This is a genomic window from Paenibacillus sp. J22P277, assembly GCF_059383675.1.
In genome coordinates, this window is sequence record NZ_JBXENS010000010.1 from 84,837 (window position 1) to 104,159 (window position 19,323).

The following is a 19,323-nucleotide window of genomic DNA, read 5'->3' on the forward strand; positions in this document are numbered from 1 at the left end:
TCCCATGACAACCATGCTTTGCTTGAAAGGCTTTACCGCGGAACAGCAGGAGGCCTTGCGGCGCGCCGCGCCGGACGTATCGATCGTTTTCGGCGGGGCCGATGACACGGAGGACGAGGTTTACCGGGAAGCGGAGATCATTTTCGGTTGGGACGCTAAAGTGAGGGACGTGGCGCTGCGCGAGGGCTCTCGGCTGCGCTGGCTGCAGAGCTGGTCGTCGGGCATCGACAGTCTGCCGCTCGCCCTGCTGGAAGAGCGCGGCGTGCTGTTGACCGACGCGAGCGGCGTGCACGCGCGATCGGTATCCGAGACGGCCGTCGCCATGATGCTGGGCCTCTCGCGCGGCATCGCGGCCGCCGTCCGCAACCAACGGACGGGCGTATGGGAAAGCCCGCCGACGCTGGCCGAGGTGAACGGCGGCACCGTCGCGATCGTCGGCGCCGGCGAGATCGGCCGCGGGGTGGCCCGCGTCGCGCGCGCGTTCGACATGCGCGTCGTCGCCGTTCGCCGTTCGGGCGGCGCGATGCCCGAAGCGGATGTCGTCTATGATACGTCGCGTCTCGACGAGGCGCTGCGGGAGGCCGATTACGTCGTCAATATTTTGCCGCTGACGAACGAGACGCATCATGCGTTCCATGCCGAACGCTTCGCCGTCATGAAGCGCAGCGCGTTCTTCATCAACGTCGGCCGCGGCGCGACGGTACGGACGGAGGATCTGGTCGCGGCGCTGGACGAGGGCGTCATTGCGGGCGCGGGACTCGACGTGTTCGAGCAGGAGCCGCTGCCCGCCGATCATCCGCTGTGGGCGATGCCGAACGTGATTCTGACGCCGCATAATGCCGGCGGCATGACCGTTCGCAACGCGGAGCGGCTAGTCCGGCTGTTCGTCTCGAACCTGGCCGTTTACCTCGCCGGCGAGCCCGGGAAGCTGCGCAATCTGGTCGATTACAAGAAAAGCTACTGATTCTTTGTCTGCTGGGATTGCGTCCATCGCATGGTCGACCTGCGCACCGGGCATGAGGTTGGCAGCCGTCACGCACCGCCCGCTCGCGCGGGAACTGCGCGAAGTGCCGAAGTCGTTCGTTCCGGCATCCGGAGCGGAAGGCCGAAGCAGGCCATTCATGATCGCCGCATGCCGCGAAGAAAAGGACAACCCGCCGGGTTGTCCTTTTTTGTCGCATCTTGCAGGTTCTGATCACGCTCGCGTTCTCTCGGCGCGTCCCGTATTTTCTCGTCACGTCCCGCATTCGCGACGGCAGCCTTTGAGACCGATCAGGCCAGCGCCGCCGCTTGGCCGCGAATCGTCAACACCCGGCCGGCTTCCCAAGCGACATTGGCCGAGAATTGCAGCTCGATCGCTTCACCGTCCGGGCGCAGCGCGAGCTTATACGTGAACGGCGTTTCCGCGAACAGCAGCCGGATATCCAGCGTATCGCCGTCCCGCCACGTAAAGCCGCCCTCCACGCGCTGCTCGGCGCCCTGCTTGACGCTTTCGATGCGGATCCGGCTCGCTTTCCACGCGCCGCGGCCCAATTGCGCGGTCTGTTCGCCGACGCGTTCGTTGCCGATCACGAGCTCGGCGCCCTGCTCCGAGAAGCGAAGGGCGATCGTTTCGAGCTGCAGCTCGTTCGGTTCCATGCGGAAGACGCGGCCCTCGAGCTGCGCTTCGATCGGCGAAGAGGGCCCCGTTTGCGGCGCTTCGATCCGAAGGGACGCCAGCCGGCCCTCGAGCGCCGTTTGTGCGGTTTCGTCCGGTTCCAAGGCTTCGGAGGCGGAAAGGGCAGGCAGCAGCTCGGCCCATACGACGTCCAGCACGGCCTGCATGTCGGCTACGCCGGACGTGATGGCGAGCACGGCTTCTTGCTCCGGCAGGACGACGCAAAACTGGCCGAACGCCCCGTCGCCCCGATACGCGCCGTGACGGCAGCGCCAGAATTGATAGCCGTAACCTTGCGTCCAATCGTTCGCGCGCCCGTCGTCGTTGTCGATCTGGAAGGAGGTCGCTTCGTCGACCCACTCCGGCGGCAGAATCTGCTGCCCGGCCCATTCGCCGCGCTGCAGGTACAGCTGGCCGAACTTGGCAATGTCCTCCGTCGTCACGTTCAGCCCCCAACCGCCGGTCGCGATGCCGCGCGGACAGGTTTCCCAGGTAGCTTCGGACAGGCCGAGCGGCGCGAACAGGCGCGGCTCCAGGAACGCGAGCAGGGATTGGCCGGTAATCCGGTGAAGGATGGCGGACAGCATGTAGGTGGCCGCGCTGTTGTAAGCGAAATGCGTGCCAGGTGCGTATTCGACCGGTTCCGCCAGGAAGCCTTTGACCCAGTTGTCGTCCTTCTGTACGCTGCCGGTGACGTCCGCGGCATGCCCGGTGCCCATCATCAGCAGATGGCGCACCTGCATCGCGGCGAGATTCGCGGATACCGTCTCGGGGACTTCATCGGGGAAGAAACCGATGACGGGGTCCTCTACCGACAGCAATCCTTCCGCCGCGGCGAAGCCGATTGCCGTCGACGCGAAGCTTTTGCTGAGGGAAAACAGCATATGCGGGAATTCGGGCCGGTACGGCGCCCACCAGCCTTCGGCGGCCACCTCTCCGCGCCGGAGCAGCATGAAGCTGTGCAGCTCCAGCTCTCGCTCCCGTATTGCGTCCAGGAACGCGATCACCGCTTGCGACGGGATGCCCTGCGCTTCCGGCGTCGTTCTCGGCAGACGAGCTTGATTTTCCATGGTTTCGTTTCCTCCCGGATTCATAATGAAGCATGAATGAAGACGTTTTCATGACTGGCGATTCCGACCGATGAGCGAACGTTTCCTGCTGCGGGTCTCGTTTGCTGTTCTCAGTTAGCATGTTATAGTAGTTGGATAATTGTGTAAAGCGGTCTTAGGGAGGGATTTTGACGATGCAGGTGTTTCGAATGAAAGCCGAGCCGGAGGGGAGCCGCGGCTTGCCGGATTATCTGGAGAATCACTACGTCAGCAGCGGCCTGCCGGGCCTTGGCGACCTGGGCTTGCTCGGCCAGGCGGAATTGCGGGCGAACTTGATGCAGGCGCACCGGCTGGACGGGCGGGAGCTGGAGCGGCAGCTGGAGGAGCATTGGTGCTTCGCGCACGGCATGCAGGACGGGGATTACGTCATCGTCGACGACGGGAACAAGCTGTATCTCGGCGACCTTGGCGATTATTATTACCTCGATGACTGCGACAATGGCGATGACCGCAGCGGGCACAGGCGCGGAGTAACCTGGCTGCAAAGCCTGCAGCGCGAGGATTTGCAGCCGGAGCTGCTTGCTTTCCTCGCGCAGGAGGGCGAGGTCGGGTTGTTCGGCAGGCCCGTTACGCGCGAGCAGTTGGAGCGGTTGTTCCTAAGACCGGCTCCGACTGCCGGCACCGGACTGGTCGACGAGGAGACGCTCCGGGAAGCGCTCGCCGTGCTGAAGGCGGCGCTCGGCAGCGAGGATGCGGAGCGACGGGAACGGGCCGCGATCGCGCTCCTGCAGGCGGCGCGGATGTAGCGACCGTGCGGTTTTTTCGATTGGCGGAGCAGGAGCTTTGGAGTGCGCCCGCGAATCCGTAGGGTAGACGCAATGGTACCGATAAGGAGGCGCAGGAGGATGAAATTTCGATCCGTGGTCGAGCTTGGCGGCAAGACCGCGACCGGCATCGAGATACCGGAGGAGGCCGTGGCGGCGCTCGGGACGGGCAAGAAGCCGGCCGTGAAAGTCACGATCAACGCGTATACCTACCGCAGCACGGTCGCGACGATGGGCGGCCGCTTCTTGATTCCGCTCAGCGCGGAGAACCGCAAGGGAGCCGGCGTAACCGCGGGCGACGAGGTGGAGGTCGAGCTCGAGCTGGATACCGAGCCGCGCGAGCTGGAGGTGCCCGCGGATGTTGCCGCGGCGCTCGAGGGCGCGCCTGCGGCCAAGTCGTTCTTCGACGGGCTGTCGTACAGCAACCGGCGGCGGATCGTGCTGTCGATCGACGGAGCCAAGACGGCCGAGACCCGTCAGCGGCGCATCGATAAGGCGGTGCTTGCGCTGAACGAAGGCAGCATGCCTTAGCGGGAAGCGCGCTTCATGGACCGGGAACGTCGTCGTCAGGTTGGCGATGCGCCTGGTCTTTTTGCCGCGGGCAGGCGGACGGACCGAGAACGTCATGCGATAGGCTGGCGATGTGCCCAGACTTTTTGCCGCGGGCAGACCGCCGGACCGAAGGCGCCGTCCGTCGGAACGCAGCACGTTCGAGGCGTCCGCGTACATTTGCTTGACGGCGATACGCGCCCGGATGGCCGTAGCCGGTCTCCGGTCCAACGGCGAAACGGCGGCCGCGCATGCTATAATGAAGAAAATCCCGGATCGGAGCTGACGCATGAACTGGAAATTCGCCGGCTATATCGTTTTGGCGCTGATCGTCATCCATCTGCCGTTTATCGGCATCTTCTTCCGGATCGCCAACACGCTCATACATGAGTCGTCCCATGCCGTCATGACGCTGGCGCTGCAAGGCAAGGTCGGTCAAATCCAGCTGTTCGCCAATACCGAGGGCGTGACGTATACGCTGTCCCCCAGCAGCTTCGCATCGATCCTGACGAGCCTCGCCGGTTATGTGGGCTCATCGCTGTTCGCGCTGCTGCTGGCCGTCCTATGCGCCAGAGGCAAGCATGCGGTCGTCCTCTGGCTGTTCGCCGTCGTCTCCGTCGTGAACGCGGTGCTCTGGGTGCGCAATCCGTTCGGCATCGCGTGGCTGCTCGTTTTTCTCTGCCTGGTCGGCTTCGCCCTGTGGCGGAAGGGGAAATGGACCGCCGTCTTGTCCATCGGCTTGTTCGTGTTCGTGCTGGCCGAATCCGTATCGAGCAGCTTCGCGATCCTATGGCTGAGCCTGTATACGCCAGCCGGCGCGGGAGACGCGGCGAATTTGGCGCGGGAGACGATTTTGCCGACCGCCTTCTGGGGCTTTTTCTTCCTGCTGCAGGCTTGCGCGCTGGGCCTCCTGAGCGCGAAGACGGTGCTTTGGAGAGGCAGGGGCAAGGGAGCGCCGTTCCCCAAGCACGTATCATCCTAATCTACCGCAAGGAGCTGAATCATCCATGAAACAAAATCGCATCGGCGCTTCCGGGCTGCCCGTCGGCGAGATCGGGCTCGGCTGCATGTCGCTCGGCACGGAGGAAGAGTCCGCCGTCGCGCTTATTCACGAGGCGCTGGAACGGGGCGTCAACCTGCTCGACACGGCCGATCTCTACGACGGCGGACGCAACGAGGAGCTCGTCGGCAAAGCGATCCGGGGACGGCGGGAGAGCGTCGTGCTGGCCACGAAGGTCGGCAACCGACGCATTCCCGGCCAAGACGGCTGGTCCTGGGATCCGTGCAAGGCCTACATCTTATCGGCGGTCAAGGAAAGCCTGCGCAGGCTCGGCACGGATTACATCGACCTGTACCAGCTTCACGGGGGAACGATCGAAGATCCGATCGACGAGACGATCGAAGCGTTCGAGCAGCTGAAACGGGAAGGCGTGATCCGGGAATACGGCATCTCGTCGATTCGTCCGAACGTCATCCGCGAATATGCCGCGCGATCCGGCATTGCCAGCGTCATGAACCCGTACAGCATCGTGGACCGGCGGGGCGAAGAAACGGTATTTCCGCTGCTGCACGAGAAGGGCATCGGCGTCATCGCGCGCGGGCCGCTCGCCGGCGGAGCGCTCGCTGCGAACAGGCAGCCCCTCAAGGGCGTGCCGGATTACGAGCAGGAGGAGCTGAGCGCGCTCCGCGAACGGCTGGAAGAGCTGACGAACGGCGAACGAAGCCTCACGCAGCTCGCGATCCGCTATTCGCTCGGCCATCCGGCGGTCGCCGCCGCCGTTCCGGGAGCGAGCTCGCGCGAGCAGCTGCTGCGGAACGTCGCGGCGGCGGACGTCCCCGAGCTGACGGAGGACGAAGCGCGAACGATCCGCGGCATCAGCAAGGCGAATCTGTATAAGCTGCATCGCTAATCGAGGGCAAGGGGGGCGACCGGTCCCGTCGGGAGGTATGCAGCCCGAACAAGAGGTTGCCGGGCAGGAAAGAATCCGCCTGCGCGGCAATTGCAGGTCCAATCGGCGGCGATTCGCGGGATTCGTCCCGAGCCGACATTTTACGGCGATTCGAACGGAAGACATGGCGGGTTATCGTTTATCGGGGAGAGGAGCAGGACGATGAACTTCAAGCTGCAAGAAGCAATCGAAGTGCTGGAGCGCACGCCGCGCGCGCTGGAGATGCATTTGACCGGGTTGTCCGAGGGGTGGCTGCAAGGCAATGAAGGCGAAGGCACGTGGAATCCCGTCGAGGTCGTCGAGCATCTGATCGAGGGCGAGAAGACGAATTGGCTGCCGCGGCTGGCCTTCATGCTGCGGGAAGGCGACGGCAAGCCGTTTCCGCCGTTCGACCGCTTCGCCCATCTGAATGACGGTCCCGAGCGGACGCTTGCGCAGAAGCTGCAGGAATTCGCCGCGATTCGCACCGAAAACGTCGCCAAGCTGAAAGCGCTCGTCGGCCCTGACCCCGAACGTCTGCTGGAACGGACCGGCAGGCATCCCGCATTCGGCGTCGTGAAGGTACGGGAGCTGCTCTCGACATGGGTGGTCCACGATTTGACGCATCTGTCGCAGATCGCGCGCGTCATGGCGGAGCGGTACCGCGCGGACGTCGGTCCGTGGGTCGCGTACCTGGGCATTTTGCGGAAATAAAGCGTGCCGTTCGCGCGCATGCCGCGACCCGATACTATCGGGCACGGAATGTCGGATGGCCGCGCGTCAACCCTGCTATCCTGTGGAAGAAGGAGGTCGGACGATGGATTTGCTGAAGAACATGAATGGCGCGCTCGCGTACATCGAGGACCAGCTGACGCACGAGATCGACGTGAAGGAAGCGGCGAAACGGGCGTTATGCTCGGATTACCATTTTCAGCGGATGTTCTCGTTTCTCGCCGGCATCCCGCTCTCGGAGTACATCCGCCGCAGGCGCCTCACGCTGGCGGCGTTCGAGCTTAGGGGCGGCGAAGCCAAAGTCATCGACGTGGCGGTCAAATACGGCTATCGTTCGCCGGATTCGTTCGCGCGGGCTTTTCAGGCGCTGCATGGCATCACGCCATCGGAAGCCCGCGGCAGCGGCCATTCGCTCAAAGCGTATTCGCCCATGACCTTCCAACTAACCATTCAGGGAGGCAGCGAGATGAACTATCGCATAGCGGAGAAAGAAGCGTTCCGCATCGTCGGCTTGAAGCGCAGGGTTCCGATTCAGTTCGACGGCGTCAATCCCGAGATCGCCAAGATGTGGGAGAGTCTGGACGGCGTGACGATTGGTGCCCTTAAGGCCTTGTCGGATGTCGAACCGCGGGGAATCATCAGCGCATCGACGAATTTTTCGGAAGGCCGGATGGAGGAGCGAGGGGAGCTGGACCATTACATCGGGGCGGCGACCTCGCAGGCGGGTCCGGATGACTTGGCGCAGCTGGAGGTCCCGGCTTCGACGTGGGCGGTGTTCGAAGCGGTCGGACCGTTTCCGGATACGCTGCAGGCGGTATGGGGGCGCATTTATTCCGAATGGTTTCCGTCCTCGGACTATGAGCAGGTCGAGGGGCCGGAAATCCTCTGGAACGCGGACAAGGACATTGCCTCGCCGACGTTCAGAAGCGAGATCTGGATTCCGGTGGCGAAGAGGTAACGCCGTCGTTCGCGCATAGGTCTGCTGACCCTGGGCATGCGTATTTTTGCATAACATGATATGCGGCCCGGATACGGGTCGAGGGCTGTGACAGGTACGCGCAAGCGGCCTGTCGCGGCCCTTTTTCATTCTCGGGCTGACAGGAAGAAGGAATATGGAGATTATGCGTGCTGAATAGGGGAGGTCGCGCGGAAGAGCGCGGCGGGTGTTCCCTCTTGAAAAACGCTCCCGCCCCGCGCTAGATCGCGGAAACGAAGACGTGCCGGCGCGTCCGCAGGACCCCATTTTTCCGTTGCCGATTGCGGTCGGCTCTGCTACGATGGGAAAAAACGGAACGGGGTGCTCGCATGATCGACATGCATAATCATATTTTGCCCGGCGTGGACGACGGCGCCAAGAATCTGGAGGAATCCGTGGCCATGGCCCGGATCGCGTATGCGGACGGCATTCGGGACATCGTCGTGACGCCGCATTTCAACGGTACGTATCTGACGACCGCCGATACCGTCCATCGCAAAGCGGAAGAGCTGCAGACGGAGCTGGACCGGCAGCGGATCGGCATTCGCCTCCACCCCGGGAACGAAGTCCGGCTGGAGAACAAGGCGTTCTTCGACGAGCATTGGAGAAAACGCTCGTTCGCCTATCTGGGAACGCCGGGAGCGTACCTGCTGTTCGAGGAGCGTTGGACCGACTACGACGACGATACGCCGGAGATCGTGCAGCGGCTGCGCGACGCGGGCGTCACGCCCGTGCTGGCCCATCCGGAGAGGCATTTTTTCTTCCGGGAGAATCCCGAGCCGCTGATGCGGCTGCTCGAGCTGGGCGTATGGACGCAGGTGTCGGCGGACAGCCTGGTCGGCAATTTCGGCGCGGAAGCGCAGCAATTCGGTCGCTGGCTCATCGAAGCGGGTCTCGTGCATACGCTCGCGACCGACGCTCATAACCTCATCCGCAAGCCGAACCTGAGCGCGGGGATGGCGGTGTTCGAGGAATTGGCCGGCACGGCGGAACGGGCGAAGCTGGAAGCAAGGATGAGCGGAATCGTGTAAGCCGCGCGGCAGAGAACCGGTACACATGCCAAGAAGCTGCGATAGAGAAGGCCAGGAGACCCGTCCTACCGGGAATCCTGGCCTTTTGTCATGCCGGGAGCCGAGGCCCCGGGGCGCTCCTCCGAAGACTCCGCTTCGTCCTGCCGTGCTTGCGCGGTCCTGCGGCGCGGAATCATCATGCGGCCGCCCTTGATGCGAAGCGAGACCAACGGTTCGGGCTCGGCCTCGCCTTGGCCGGGCACGGACGAGAAATCGAAGCGCTCGGCCAGCGTGCCCAGTATGAGCACGGCCTCCATCATCGCGAATTGCGAACCGATGCAGCCCCGCGATCCGCCCCCGAACGGGAAATAGGCGAAGCGCGTCCAACCGGAGGCGCCGTCCGCGAACCGTTCCGGGCGAAAAGCCTCCGCATCCCCGAATACCCCGTCGTTGCGGTGAATCGCATAGGGACTGATCAAGAAGCTGCTGCGCGCGGGGAACGCGTCGCCCAGCATGTCGAAGGCGTGGTCCGCCTCGCGCAGGATCGCCCATGCCGGCGGATACAGCCGAAGCGTCTCTTGAACGACCTGCCGCGCATAAGGCACTTCCCGGTAGTAGCCGGCCGCCGACAGGGACTCGCCGGCTTCCTTCTCCCCCAGCCGGACCGCGTCCAGCTCGAGACGGAGCCGGCCGGCGGTTTCGGGCGAGCGCTCCAGGGCGTACCACGCCCATACGAGCGCGTTCGCCGTCGTCTCGTGGCCGGCCAGGAGCATCGTCATCATCTGATCGCGAATCTCCGCGTCGGGGATCGGCTGTCCTTCCTCGTCCCGCGTGTCGAGCAGCAGGCCGAGCAGGCTGTCGGCATAAGCGTCCGGCTGCGCCTTGGCCGCGGCGATGGCGCCGTAGATCATCGCGTCGAGCGTCCGGATCGCCTGGCGATGCGCGCGGTTGCCCGGCGTCGGCCAGCCGAAGGGCAGGATGACGGGCGAGAATATCGTGCTGGCGGTATGGCGGATCGTCACGTCCACGGCGTTCGCGAGCGCCGCCTTGTCGCGGGCGAGCTCCGTGTTGAACATCGTTTTCGCGATGATCCCGAGCGTCAGCTGCATCATCGCGTCATGCATCGCGACGGGGACGCCGTCCTCCAGCGCGTCGGCAAGCCGCCTCGTCTCCTGGATTACGATCTCCGCGTACGCATTGATCCGTTCCTTGTAGAACGCCGGCGTCAGGTATCGTTTCTGCCGGCGATGCGGGTCCCGCTCGGACGTGAGCAGGCCGTCGCCGATCGTGCGGCGCAGGACGCCGGCGCTGCGGCCTTTGCGCAGCTTGTCCTCTTGATGGACGAGGAGCTCTTGCACGAAATCGGGAGCGTTGACGATGAACGTCGGGCGAAACGAGCTGGTCCGCAGCGACACCACGTCCCCGAGCGGCCGCGCATCGACGAGAAAGCCGAGCGGATCGCGCTGGAAACGAAAAAAGTTGGACACCCGGGATGAGGGAATATCGACGACGCGCGTCATGGGAGCGCCTCCTTCGGAACGGCCGTCTGCGCGCAGGGCCGCCTTTTCCCCTGAGTCTAGCATGTTTTGCCTCGCGCATTCAAACGGTTCGGGTGGCGATGCCGGCGGACAAGGCGTATGATTGGAAACAATAACGGCATAATCTGTATATAAAGCGGTTTGGAAAGAGTGATAACGACCATGACGGCGATTACGTTTAAAGCTTACGCGGTAACCAACGAGATCGATCTCAACAAAATCGCCATTCACCGCGGAATCCCCAAGAAATACACCTGGGAGCAGCCCCTGATCCTGAGAGGGGAGAGCCTGCAGCCGATTCTGCGAAAGAAGGCGGGCGAATCGCAGCAGGTGCTCGTGTTTTCGTTCGGCAGCATCGTCTTCGTCAATTATACGGACATGGACGAGATCGTGCGGTTCCTGGCCTACGTCAAAACCTTCGAGCCCGACATCGACATTCACCAGCGGGACGTCTACTCGGATGATTACAGCCTGCATACCGGGGATTCCGAGCAGATGGAGCTGACCGACGAGTACGTGGTGGTGCCGGCCTACGAGGCGTTCCATCCGGAATTGATCGCCACCGTGCTCGCCAAATCGGTCGCCCTCGAGAAGATCGAGGAGCAGCTGGGCAAGATCCACGACAAGCTCGAAAACATGATCGACCGGCTGGAGAAGGGCAGGCTGCGCATCGGCAACAAGGAGCTCGCCAGAACGACCGCGAACATCATCCGGCACGAATACAATACCCTGTCGTATATCATGATTTTGGATAAGCCCGACATCACGTGGGCGAGCAGCCATGCGGGGGAGTTTTACGACGGCATGCTGGAGTTCTTCGAGCTGAACGACCGGTACAAGATCATGAAGAGCAAAACCGACGTGCTGTATCACCTGATGGAAGGGTTCTCTACGATCAGCCATTCGATACGGGGGCTGTTCGTGGAATGGATCGTGGTCATCCTGATCGTCATCGAGGTTGTCCTGTCGGTGCTGCAGATCGTGGGCGTGCTGCCTTGAACGAGCGGTATGCCAGGCCGATCAAGCATGCCAAGAAGGCCGGAATCTCCCGCTGGGGGGATCCGGCCTTCGCGTTGTCTGCAGATTAAGCGTTACGCGGAAAAGGACACCCGGCGTCGATCACCGGCCGATCCTTATTCCTGGGGACGCGGCCCGGCATCGAGGCCCGTGGAGGACGCGGTCTTGATCAGTTTGATCGTCAGGTCGCCGTGCACGTGAATCTGGCAGGACAGACGGATCGCTTCGTCCTCGATCCCTTTGTTCCGGCGGACCGTCGCTTCCGCCTCGTCCATCTCGCCGGCATGGCCGGATACGACTTCGACGGCGCAGGTCGTGCATCTCGCGTTGCCGCCGCAGCGGTGAAGAACGTCGACGCCGCCGTCCTCCAGCGCCAGGACGAGCTTTTGGCCCGCTTCGGCCGTAACGGCTTCTCTACCCTCAATTTGAATCGTCGGCATGCTTATTCCTCCTCGTACGTTCTGATTCCTATTTACCTGATTGCCAGTTATATTAAACCATTTCAAGGCTGAAATAGGAAGCGGTGCAGCGTAAATCGCCGGAAATCTTCGGAAATCTTTGGATATCTTCAGAAATCGCCGGAGGAAGCGATGAACCGGGGCGATGCCGTCGCCGGCATCCGGCAGCATCCGGACTGCGCATAGTCCCGCTTCATGCGGCGTACACTACTGGGGTCTTTTGCATGGCTTGCCGTCATTCGGAAAAACGGAGGGAATTTTGCATGTCGGAAAGAACGGTATTCGCGTATTTCAACACGCCGGACCAAGCGAAGGAGGCGCTGGAGCAGCTGAAGTCGCTCAAGCTGGTGGACTATGCGATCGAGCGCATCGACGGCTATGCGGGCCCGGGCATTCAAAGCCTGGACACGCTCGGCGCCACCGTGGGGGGCGGCTTCCCCGGCCTTGGCTACCTCACGCTCGGCGGCGATTTCGACGGCCCGGACGCGGGCATCCTGGCCGCGGCGAGCGTCAGCGCCAGCGGCTACAGCTCGGGCGGGCCGGAGAACCGGGTCACCGGCCGGGATATCATGCTCGTGGCGATCGTCGAGGAAGCGGATTACGAGCAGGCGGATCGCATCGTCCGCGATGCGGGGGCGCTGTAGAGTTTGGCGCAAAGCTTGCCGTGCCATGGAGAAGAGTCCGCTTGGCAGGGTCGCGGGGGATTGCTTCCCCACTGGCGGCGCGGCTCTGGCCGCCGTTGACGGCGGAGGCGCCGGAGGCAGCGGTGGCGGCGGCACGCTTGCTCCGGCGGGTCGTCGTGCATGTCTCCATTGCGAATATGCCGCCTGATTCGTCCGTCAATAAAGGGAACCTCGCGCTCATCGATCGATGACGCAAGGTTCCCTTATTTATGCTTATGAAGCATTGTTCAATGCGCGTCTAGTCGGTGCGCTCCCCGCCCGATGGCGCCCGTTATTTCGCCTGCGGGTCCAGCGCGTCCAGAACGGCCTTTACGCCGTAAGATTGGCCGATCGGTCCGTAGCCGAGCGCGAGCTCGCCGTTGAAGCCGAAGACATGCTTGTCCTTCACGGCTTTGAGCGTACTCCATACGCCGCTCTTCTCCCACTCGTCCGTAGCGGCGGGCACGGACTTGTCGCCGTAATTGAAGTAGCCGAGGAAGAGATAGTCGGGATCGAGCTTCGCCAAGCCTTCGAGGCTGATCTCCGCGCCATCGGCCGTCATCAAGTCGGACGCGGGAGGCGTCAGCCCCATCCCGCCGTAATATTCCTGCATGTACTTCGTGCCCTGCAGCCAAACCTGCTTGTCGCGGACTTGAACGAAGGCCACCGAGCCGTCCAGGCCGGCGAGCTTCTCCTTGGCGGCTTGCAATTCGTCGCGGAAGCTCGTCACGTACTGCGCGGCCGTGTCTTCTTGACCCAGAATCTCGCCGAATTCGGTGACGAGCGCCGGCCAGTCGGTCCATACGTCGGTCGCCTGCTCGTCGATCATGACGGTCGGGGCGATCTTGGCCAGCTCCGCCGCGATGTCCTTGTTAGTGGCATTGCCGGCGACGATAAGGTCGGGCGCATACGCGAGCAGCTTCTCCAGGTTGACCTGGGTGTTCTCTCCGACGGTCTCGACGTCCTGGAAATTGGCGACGAACGGCTTGTACGCCTCGGAGCCGAGCGACGACTGCCGCTCGGTGAACGGCAGGGCGAGCCCGACCGACGGGAGATGAAAGACGAGCATCGGTTCGATATAGCCCCAGTGCACCACGGCGACCTTCTTCGGCTGCTCCTTGATGGTCACTTCGCCGTTAGCGGTCTGGATCGTGCGCGGGAAGGCCGGCGCCGCGGCGTTGGCGGCGTTCTTGTCCAAGTTCGCCGCGTCAGGCTGCGCATTATCTTTGCCGGCATCGCCATCGGCATTGGCGCCGGCGTTCACGTTCGCATTGGAAGCGTTGGAAACCTTCGAATCGTTCGCCCCGGAGCAGGCGTTCAGAAGCAATACTAGACAAATCATGCTGACGATGACGGGCATCGCGTTAAGGCGGAAGTTCATAAACGGCATCCTCTCTGCTGCAACTAATACGATAACGATTCTCATTATCAATTAAAATGTAACATCCCACGGCTCGGATGAGAATAGAGAATTTCGTGCTCCCGGGATGGATGATTTCCCTATCGGTGAGGTCCGACATGGCCCGGGGGCAGGCCCTTATGCTTCTTGAACAGGCGGCTGAAGTAGTACGCATCGGCATAGCCCACGCTCTGCGCGACGGCGGCGACCGTGAACTGCCCGGTCATGAGCAGCTCGTGCGCGCGGTTGATCCGGTACTGGATCGCGTAATCGATCGGCCCGATCCCGACGTATTTGTGAAAGAGGGAAGAGAAGTACTTGGGCTTCAATCCGTAACGGGCGGACAGCGCCTCCAGCGTAAGCGGCTGCGAATATTGCGCGTGAATGAACTGGATCGCGTCGTCGATCAGCGGATAGCTGTGCCGGTTCCGCGCGTGGCGCTCGGATTGCAGCACTTTGTTCAGGAGGCGGTAAAACAGCGTCTTCTTCTCCAGCAGCATCATGCCGTCCGGCGAGGACGCCGCCTCGATCAGATGATTCAGCAGCAGCCGGAGCTCGGGATCGGGGGCGGCATGCAGCAGCGAAACTTCCGTCAGGAGCCGCGCGTCCTCCAGGTCGGCGCATTGGGGCAAATAATGCACGAGGCCGTATTCGAAGCCTTCCCGGCCCGTATGAATCTCGAGCCGCTTCCGCAGGCCGCCAAGCAAGATTTTACCCGGCTCCAGACGGAATCTCGCGGTCTCGTCGAAGATGAAATCAGCCTGTCCGCGCAGGCTTACGATAATCGCGCACTTCGTCGTCGGCTTGTCGACATGGCCGCCGTAGACGAGGCCGGGCTCCAGCGCCGAACGGTAAACGCCGTGTACTTCCAGGGGCACCCGCACGAACTCCTGTGCCAACTGCTCATAGGGATAAGCCATCGTTTCACTCTCCAAGACGCCAGTGTCGAGCCGGCGTTGTGTCCGCGGGGCATGCATCGCAGCTTTCATTATATCTTTCCTTCAGGACCGCTTACAAACATGCGGGGCCGCCGCGGACGGTGCTTTTTTGCTCCGGATCGGGTAAAGCGGTAAACTAAAGGAGTCAACGGGAATGGCATAACATCGAACCCACGGGAGGCGGAATGAGCGTTGGAGAAGCGAATGTTGGGCAAAAGCGAATTGACGGTATCGGCACTGGGACTTGGCTGCATGGGCATGTCGGAATTCTATAGCGGGCGGGACGACGAGGAGTCGATCCTCACGATCCACCGGGCGCTCGAGCTCGGGGTCGCGTTCCTCGATACGGCGGATATGTACGGCGTCGGACGGAACGAGGAGCTGGTGGGCCGGGCGATCAAGGACCGCCGGAACGAGGTCGTGCTGGCGACCAAATTCGGCAACGTGCGCGACGCGAGCGGCCAGAGCCTCGGCATCAACGGCACGCCCGAGTACGTTCGTTCGGCTTGCGAAGCAAGCCTGCGCCGGCTCGGCGTCGATCATATCGACCTCTACTATCAGCACCGGGTCGATCCGAACACGCCGATCGAGGAGACGGTAGGCGCGATGGCGGAGCTGGTCCGCGAAGGCAAGGTGCGTTATCTCGGCTTGTCCGAGGCCGCGCCGGCAACGATCCGCCGGGCTCATGCCGTGCATCCGATCGCCGCGCTGCAGACGGAATATTCCCTCTGGAGCCGCGACGTGGAGGACGAGATCCTGCCCGTCTGCCGCGAGCTCGGCATCGGCTTCGTGCCGTACAGCCCGCTCGGGCGAGGCTTTCTGACCGGGCAGATCCGGAAGTTCGAGGATCTGGCGGAGGGTGATTTTCGCCGCAGCTCGCCGCGCTTCCAAGGGGAGAACTTCGCCAAGAATTTGGAGCTCGTCGAGCGGATCAAGGAAATCGCCGCCGAGAAGGGCTGCGAGCCCTCGCAGCTGGCGCTGGCCTGGCTGCTTGCGCAAGGGGACGACATCGTGCCGATCCCGGGCACGAAGCGCAGAACGTACCTGGAGGAGAACGTCGCGGCGCTTGCGGTCGAACTGACGAGGGAAGACTTGGCGCGCATCGAGGCGAGCGCTCCGAAGGGCATCGCGCATGGCAGCCGGTACGCGGAAGCGGGCATGCGGTCGCTCAACCGCTAGTCGGCCGGGTAAGCCTGCCGAGGGAGCGGTCGACGACCCGGGTCGAACAACGAACAAGGAAACGAACGGCAACCAAGCAACTAACCAAGCAAGCAAATAGGCAATCCGCGATAAGCAACCAAGCGACAAGCAAACAGGTAACAAGCAAACAAACGACAAGCAACAAGCAAAGAAGCCCCTTCCGCGTAGGGGCTTCTTTGCTTGTTTTTATGCCGTTAATTCTTTTATACCTTTACTCCTTTTATGCCTTTTGATCCATTTTTGCCGTTAATCCGTTTGCGCTGTTAATCCCTTTATGCCGTTAATCTCTTAGATGTTTAACGCTTCGAGCAGCATGTAGACGACCTTGACGGTTTCCGCTCTCGTCAAGGTATTGTCCGGACGGAAGGTGTTATCCGGATAGCCGTTCATGATGCCGGCGGAGACGGCCTTGTCGATGAAGGACTTCGCCCAGGCCGGTATGGCAGCCGCGTCGGCGAAGACCGCGCCGGCGCCAGAGGAAGAAGCGGCTCCGGACGCGTCCAATACCCTCGCGACGACGGCGGACAGCTCTCCGCGCGTAATCGGACGATCGGCATTGAACAAGGTTTCTCCGTTCACGGAGGCGCCTGTAATAAATCCTGCGTTCACGGCAGCCGTTACTTCGCTCTTGGCCCAAGCCGGGATCCGGCCGTCATCGGCGAAGCCCGTCGTTCCCGCAGCGCTCGGAAGGGCGATCGCGCTTGCGAGCATCTTGACCCACTCCGCGCGGGTGACCGCCTGTTCCGGGCGGAATTTCGAATCGTCGTAGCCGGCGATGACGTTCATCCCGATCAACCGGTCGGCATACGGTTTCGCCCAGGATCCGTTCAGGTCCGCGAAGGCTTGGGGCGCATGGTTGAATACCGCGAACTTGGCGAAATGCTTCGTCTCGACCGTGATCGTATCCACGGTCGCTTTCCCGCCGAGGAAGATCCATTTCTTCAACGCTTCGTTGAAGTAATAGACGGCCGGCTCGTCGTTCGGATGCGCCGAATCTTTCTTGTAGGCGAGGGTCAGCGCGAGCGGTTTATTCGGCGAAGCGCCCGCGGTGCTCGACAACTCGACGATTTGCCCCAGGGCTTGAAGGCTGCCGAAAGGCGGTTGATTGCCGGTTTCGACGATGGATGCCGTGACTTTGCCGCCTTCGGAGACGGCGCCGGCCGGAATCTTGAAGTCGACGACGTCTTTCAAGCTTCCCGTGCTCTCTTGAGCGGGATCGACGTCGATTTGCACCGAGGTCGGCGGCGCTTCGGGCGTCGTAGGCGTTGTCGGCGTCGAAGGCGTCGACGGAACCCACGTGCTCGCGAGCGCCTTGACCGTGACGGTAAAGGTCTTCGAATCGGACACCTGTCCGCGCGTGGCCTTAGCTGTCAGCGTAACGGACGCATCCAAGCGGCCGGCGGAAGGACGGGTGACTTTGGCGATGCCGTTGTCGATCGCGACCGCGCTCTCGCTATCGGCCGTCTCCGCCCATTGCACCGTCGCGCCATGCTCGCCAGCGGCCGGCAGCGTAATATCCGAGGTAACCGCGCTCGTATCGCCCAGCGTCAGCTTGTCCAGCGTATCCGCGACGGCTTGCTCGTCGCCGTACGCGGCCGTATCGACGAAGATCGGATTGGAATAAAACCAGAGATCATGGTAGTTTCGATCGTTAATGGCGTTAAAACGCGCGGTCGGATCGGCCGTCGTGTCCTTCGGGTCGATCAGCGGGTTGCCGTCCTTCGTTTCCCCGGGGACGTTCATGCCGAGATTCGTTCCCCTCAGGCGGAAATACTGGTTCTTGCTCGCCGATGGCAGATCGTACGTAATGACGTTGTAGCCGTCCGCGTCCGTCGTCCAGTCCTCGCTCGTGAACGTGGCGACCACATGGGTGGAGTCGTTCGTATCCTTGTCGTAGGCCGGAGTTCCAGGCTCCGCGAGACCCGTTACATCGCCCGCGATGAGGTCGATATGATCCACCTGCGGCTTCATGTTGCCCGAGATGCCGCTGTTGATCGGCGTCTCGTAGTTGTTGGCTGCCGGACTTTTGAATCGAATCGTGAGCTTGAGCTTGTCTCCTTCGGTCGCCTGCAGATCCTCGCCCATCTCGGCATCCGCTCCGTCATCCGCGATGCGGAAGTCCAGCGCGTTGATCAGATCGCCGAAGACGGAGAACGATTTGCCGGAACGCATGGCGTCCAGGATGTCCTGCGTGGAGCGGCCATCCGCCCAGAAGTAGTTTTTGGCGTATTCGCCGGGCCAGTACCCGCTGGAGTTGCCGTCGATCGTTTTGAAATGATAGTCCGAGTTGGCGTAATTCCAAAACTTGCGGCCTTCGCCGAGCAGCGCGTCCCATACGCCGCCGACCTTCGCGACCATGTAATCGACGCCGCCGTAGGCACGGTTCTTATAGTTGTTGTCGGCCGTCGGGTCCGCGATATTATACGTCGTATTGTATCCGCCCCGGTCAGGCTCCATCTGATTGCCGAGCATGCCTTCGAAGCCGAAGGCGATATCCGGCGCTTCGTTATTGAAGTCCCGGAAATCCGAAATCTTGTATTTGCCGACGCCGCGGGAGGGATGGTTGACGATCATGTAGCTCGTGTCCGGGTAGTTCTTCTTGAGCCAATCGAGCGCTGCCAAGCTGTCGGCATGCGAGGAGAACGCCCGGTCGTCGTCGGCTTCCCATTGGGCCACGTCGGCCTGATCGAACCAGCTTGCGTCGCGGTTCGTGAACAGGTACTCGAATTGGTTCGCGGCCTTGAGCGCCGCGGGCGAGCCCGGTTCGTCGGACAAGATGCCGACCGAGCCGTGCTCGTGCGAAGGAATGTCCCATTCGAAGCCGGAGAAGATCGTTTTGCCGGCGTATTTGCCTGCTGCCTGCAAGGCTTTCGTCTTCGGGACTTGGTAATCGAGAATCCCTTGCGACAGCGGAATCGGTCCGCCCGGTATTTCGGCGCCCGTATCGTCCCGCTTGGAGGAACGCAGGTGGTCGGCCAGCATGATGAAATCAAGGCCGTATTTGTCCAATCCGTTATCCAGCACCGATTCCAGCGAGCTCTGGGCGTCGTCGGATTCGAAGGTGTGGGCGTGAAACTCGCCGGTCAGCCATTGTCCGCCGCCGTTGTCCGCGTCCGCTGCGCTCTGCGCGGCCTCCGCCTTCGGCATCGGCGCCGCCAGGCCCGTCGACAACAAGCTGACCGACAGCGACACCGGGAACAGAACGCGTAACTGTTTATTGAACAACAAAATCATTCACCGCCAGTCTGGGTTTTTTGCCGCATGATGATTGCGATACGAGGCAATAGACGTAGTGTACAGGCGCAGTGTAAGGGGGGTATTTATTAAATCTGCGATGTTTGTTAATGAAGGTGGATAATGTTGGGATGTCGTGCCGTTCGGAGGAA

The 19,323-nt window shown here is 62.2% G+C and carries 18 protein-coding genes; 12 read left to right on the forward strand and 6 right to left on the reverse strand.

What is annotated here, in order from left to right; all coding sequences use genetic code 11:
• Nucleotides 1–4: 4 nt before the first annotated feature.
• Nucleotides 5–964: a D-2-hydroxyacid dehydrogenase gene (locus AC50YL_RS31395; protein ID WP_494837258.1), complete on the forward strand. Its 960-nt coding sequence runs from the start codon at nucleotides 5–7 to the stop codon at nucleotides 962–964.
• Between the two features lie 308 nt (nucleotides 965–1,272).
• Here the strand turns inward: AC50YL_RS31395 and AC50YL_RS31400 are convergent, their stop codons facing one another.
• Complete coding sequence (locus AC50YL_RS31400; RefSeq protein WP_494837259.1) at nucleotides 1,273–2,727, reverse strand: serine hydrolase domain-containing protein; 1,455 nt, start codon at nucleotides 2,725–2,727, stop codon at nucleotides 1,273–1,275.
• Nucleotides 2,728–2,900: 173 nt separating this feature from the next.
• Between AC50YL_RS31400 and AC50YL_RS31405 the strand changes: the two genes are divergently transcribed.
• From AC50YL_RS31405 to AC50YL_RS31435, 7 genes are all read left to right on the forward strand, one after another.
• Nucleotides 2,901–3,512 (forward strand): hypothetical protein, encoded by a 612-nt coding sequence (locus tag AC50YL_RS31405; RefSeq protein WP_494837261.1) that lies wholly within the window; start codon nucleotides 2,901–2,903, stop codon nucleotides 3,510–3,512.
• Nucleotides 3,513–3,611: 99 nt separating this feature from the next.
• Nucleotides 3,612–4,061, forward strand: a complete 450-nt coding sequence (locus AC50YL_RS31410; protein ID WP_494837262.1) for a YdeI/OmpD-associated family protein — start codon at nucleotides 3,612–3,614, stop codon at nucleotides 4,059–4,061.
• 307 nt (nucleotides 4,062–4,368) lie between these two features.
• The gene (locus tag AC50YL_RS31415) at nucleotides 4,369–5,061 is read left to right on the forward strand and encodes a M50 family metallopeptidase (RefSeq protein ID WP_494837264.1); all 693 of its coding nucleotides are present in this window, start codon (nucleotides 4,369–4,371) and stop codon (nucleotides 5,059–5,061) included.
• 25 nt (nucleotides 5,062–5,086) lie between these two features.
• Nucleotides 5,087–5,989: an aldo/keto reductase gene (locus AC50YL_RS31420; protein ID WP_494837265.1), complete on the forward strand. Its 903-nt coding sequence runs from the start codon at nucleotides 5,087–5,089 to the stop codon at nucleotides 5,987–5,989.
• Nucleotides 5,990–6,190: 201 nt separating this feature from the next.
• A complete protein-coding gene (locus tag AC50YL_RS31425; protein WP_494837267.1) occupies nucleotides 6,191–6,721 on the forward strand; it encodes a DinB family protein in 531 nt (176 codons plus the stop codon).
• A 103-nt stretch (nucleotides 6,722–6,824) separates the two neighbouring features.
• A complete protein-coding gene (locus tag AC50YL_RS31430) occupies nucleotides 6,825–7,697 on the forward strand; it encodes an AraC family transcriptional regulator (RefSeq protein ID WP_494837268.1) in 873 nt (290 codons plus the stop codon).
• 347 nt (nucleotides 7,698–8,044) lie between these two features.
• A complete protein-coding gene (locus AC50YL_RS31435; RefSeq protein ID WP_494837269.1) occupies nucleotides 8,045–8,746 on the forward strand; it encodes a tyrosine-protein phosphatase in 702 nt (233 codons plus the stop codon).
• A gap of 65 nt (nucleotides 8,747–8,811) precedes the next feature.
• Here AC50YL_RS31435 and AC50YL_RS31440 read toward each other — a convergent pair whose 3' ends face one another.
• On the reverse strand, nucleotides 8,812–10,245 hold the full coding sequence (locus AC50YL_RS31440) for a cytochrome P450 (RefSeq protein WP_494837270.1): 1,434 nt from the start codon (nucleotides 10,243–10,245) through the stop codon (nucleotides 8,812–8,814).
• Nucleotides 10,246–10,425: 180 nt separating this feature from the next.
• On the opposite strand from AC50YL_RS31440, the gene AC50YL_RS31445 reads away from it, so the two are divergent.
• Nucleotides 10,426–11,262 (forward strand): RMD1 family protein, encoded by an 837-nt coding sequence (locus tag AC50YL_RS31445; RefSeq protein WP_494837271.1) that lies wholly within the window; start codon nucleotides 10,426–10,428, stop codon nucleotides 11,260–11,262.
• Nucleotides 11,263–11,396: 134 nt separating this feature from the next.
• On the opposite strand, the gene AC50YL_RS31450 is transcribed toward AC50YL_RS31445, so the two are convergent.
• A complete protein-coding gene (locus AC50YL_RS31450) occupies nucleotides 11,397–11,720 on the reverse strand; it encodes a 2Fe-2S iron-sulfur cluster-binding protein (protein WP_494837272.1) in 324 nt (107 codons plus the stop codon).
• Between the two features lie 281 nt (nucleotides 11,721–12,001).
• On the opposite strand from AC50YL_RS31450, the gene AC50YL_RS31455 reads away from it, so the two are divergent.
• Nucleotides 12,002–12,382 (forward strand): hypothetical protein, encoded by a 381-nt coding sequence (locus tag AC50YL_RS31455; protein WP_494837273.1) that lies wholly within the window; start codon nucleotides 12,002–12,004, stop codon nucleotides 12,380–12,382.
• A 41-nt stretch (nucleotides 12,383–12,423) separates the two neighbouring features.
• Nucleotides 12,424–12,612 carry a hypothetical protein gene (locus tag AC50YL_RS31460; protein WP_494837275.1) on the forward strand — a complete coding sequence of 63 codons (189 nt, stop codon included), beginning with the start codon at nucleotides 12,424–12,426 and terminating at the stop codon, nucleotides 12,610–12,612.
• Nucleotides 12,613–12,692: 80 nt separating this feature from the next.
• On the opposite strand, the gene AC50YL_RS31465 is transcribed toward AC50YL_RS31460, so the two are convergent.
• Complete coding sequence (locus AC50YL_RS31465; protein WP_494837276.1) at nucleotides 12,693–13,781, reverse strand: ABC transporter substrate-binding protein; 1,089 nt, start codon at nucleotides 13,779–13,781, stop codon at nucleotides 12,693–12,695.
• 119 nt (nucleotides 13,782–13,900) lie between these two features.
• Nucleotides 13,901–14,719, reverse strand: a complete 819-nt coding sequence (locus AC50YL_RS31470; protein WP_494837278.1) for a helix-turn-helix domain-containing protein — start codon at nucleotides 14,717–14,719, stop codon at nucleotides 13,901–13,903.
• Between the two features lie 210 nt (nucleotides 14,720–14,929).
• On the opposite strand from AC50YL_RS31470, the gene AC50YL_RS31475 reads away from it, so the two are divergent.
• The gene (locus AC50YL_RS31475) at nucleotides 14,930–15,916 is read left to right on the forward strand and encodes an aldo/keto reductase (RefSeq protein WP_494837280.1); all 987 of its coding nucleotides are present in this window, start codon (nucleotides 14,930–14,932) and stop codon (nucleotides 15,914–15,916) included.
• 309 nt (nucleotides 15,917–16,225) lie between these two features.
• On the opposite strand, the gene AC50YL_RS31480 is transcribed toward AC50YL_RS31475, so the two are convergent.
• Entirely contained in the window at nucleotides 16,226–19,165 is a 2,940-nt protein-coding gene (locus AC50YL_RS31480) for an S-layer homology domain-containing protein (RefSeq protein ID WP_494837282.1), read from the reverse strand.
• Nucleotides 19,166–19,323: the final 158 nt, after the last annotated feature.

Excerpts from the sequence above, each read along its gene's own strand:
- AC50YL_RS31395 (WP_494837258.1), top strand. The coding sequence starts at position 5 with ATGACAACCATGCTTTGCTTGAAAGGCTTTACCGCGGAACAGCAGGAG.
- AC50YL_RS31400 (WP_494837259.1), bottom strand. The coding sequence starts at position 2,727 with ATGGAAAATCAAGCTCGTCTGCCGAGAACGACGCCGGAAGCGCAGGGC.
- AC50YL_RS31405 (WP_494837261.1), top strand. The coding sequence starts at position 2,901 with ATGCAGGTGTTTCGAATGAAAGCCGAGCCGGAGGGGAGCCGCGGCTTG.
- AC50YL_RS31410 (WP_494837262.1), top strand. The coding sequence starts at position 3,612 with ATGAAATTTCGATCCGTGGTCGAGCTTGGCGGCAAGACCGCGACCGGC.
- AC50YL_RS31415 (WP_494837264.1), top strand. The coding sequence starts at position 4,369 with ATGAACTGGAAATTCGCCGGCTATATCGTTTTGGCGCTGATCGTCATC.
- AC50YL_RS31420 (WP_494837265.1), top strand. The coding sequence starts at position 5,087 with ATGAAACAAAATCGCATCGGCGCTTCCGGGCTGCCCGTCGGCGAGATC.
- AC50YL_RS31425 (WP_494837267.1), top strand. The coding sequence starts at position 6,191 with ATGAACTTCAAGCTGCAAGAAGCAATCGAAGTGCTGGAGCGCACGCCG.
- AC50YL_RS31430 (WP_494837268.1), top strand. The coding sequence starts at position 6,825 with ATGGATTTGCTGAAGAACATGAATGGCGCGCTCGCGTACATCGAGGAC.
- AC50YL_RS31435 (WP_494837269.1), top strand. The coding sequence starts at position 8,045 with ATGATCGACATGCATAATCATATTTTGCCCGGCGTGGACGACGGCGCC.
- AC50YL_RS31440 (WP_494837270.1), bottom strand. The coding sequence starts at position 10,245 with ATGACGCGCGTCGTCGATATTCCCTCATCCCGGGTGTCCAACTTTTTT.
- AC50YL_RS31445 (WP_494837271.1), top strand. The coding sequence starts at position 10,426 with ATGACGGCGATTACGTTTAAAGCTTACGCGGTAACCAACGAGATCGAT.
- AC50YL_RS31450 (WP_494837272.1), bottom strand. The coding sequence starts at position 11,720 with ATGCCGACGATTCAAATTGAGGGTAGAGAAGCCGTTACGGCCGAAGCG.
- AC50YL_RS31455 (WP_494837273.1), top strand. The coding sequence starts at position 12,002 with ATGTCGGAAAGAACGGTATTCGCGTATTTCAACACGCCGGACCAAGCG.
- AC50YL_RS31465 (WP_494837276.1), bottom strand. The coding sequence starts at position 13,781 with ATGAACTTCCGCCTTAACGCGATGCCCGTCATCGTCAGCATGATTTGT.
- AC50YL_RS31470 (WP_494837278.1), bottom strand. The coding sequence starts at position 14,719 with ATGGCTTATCCCTATGAGCAGTTGGCACAGGAGTTCGTGCGGGTGCCC.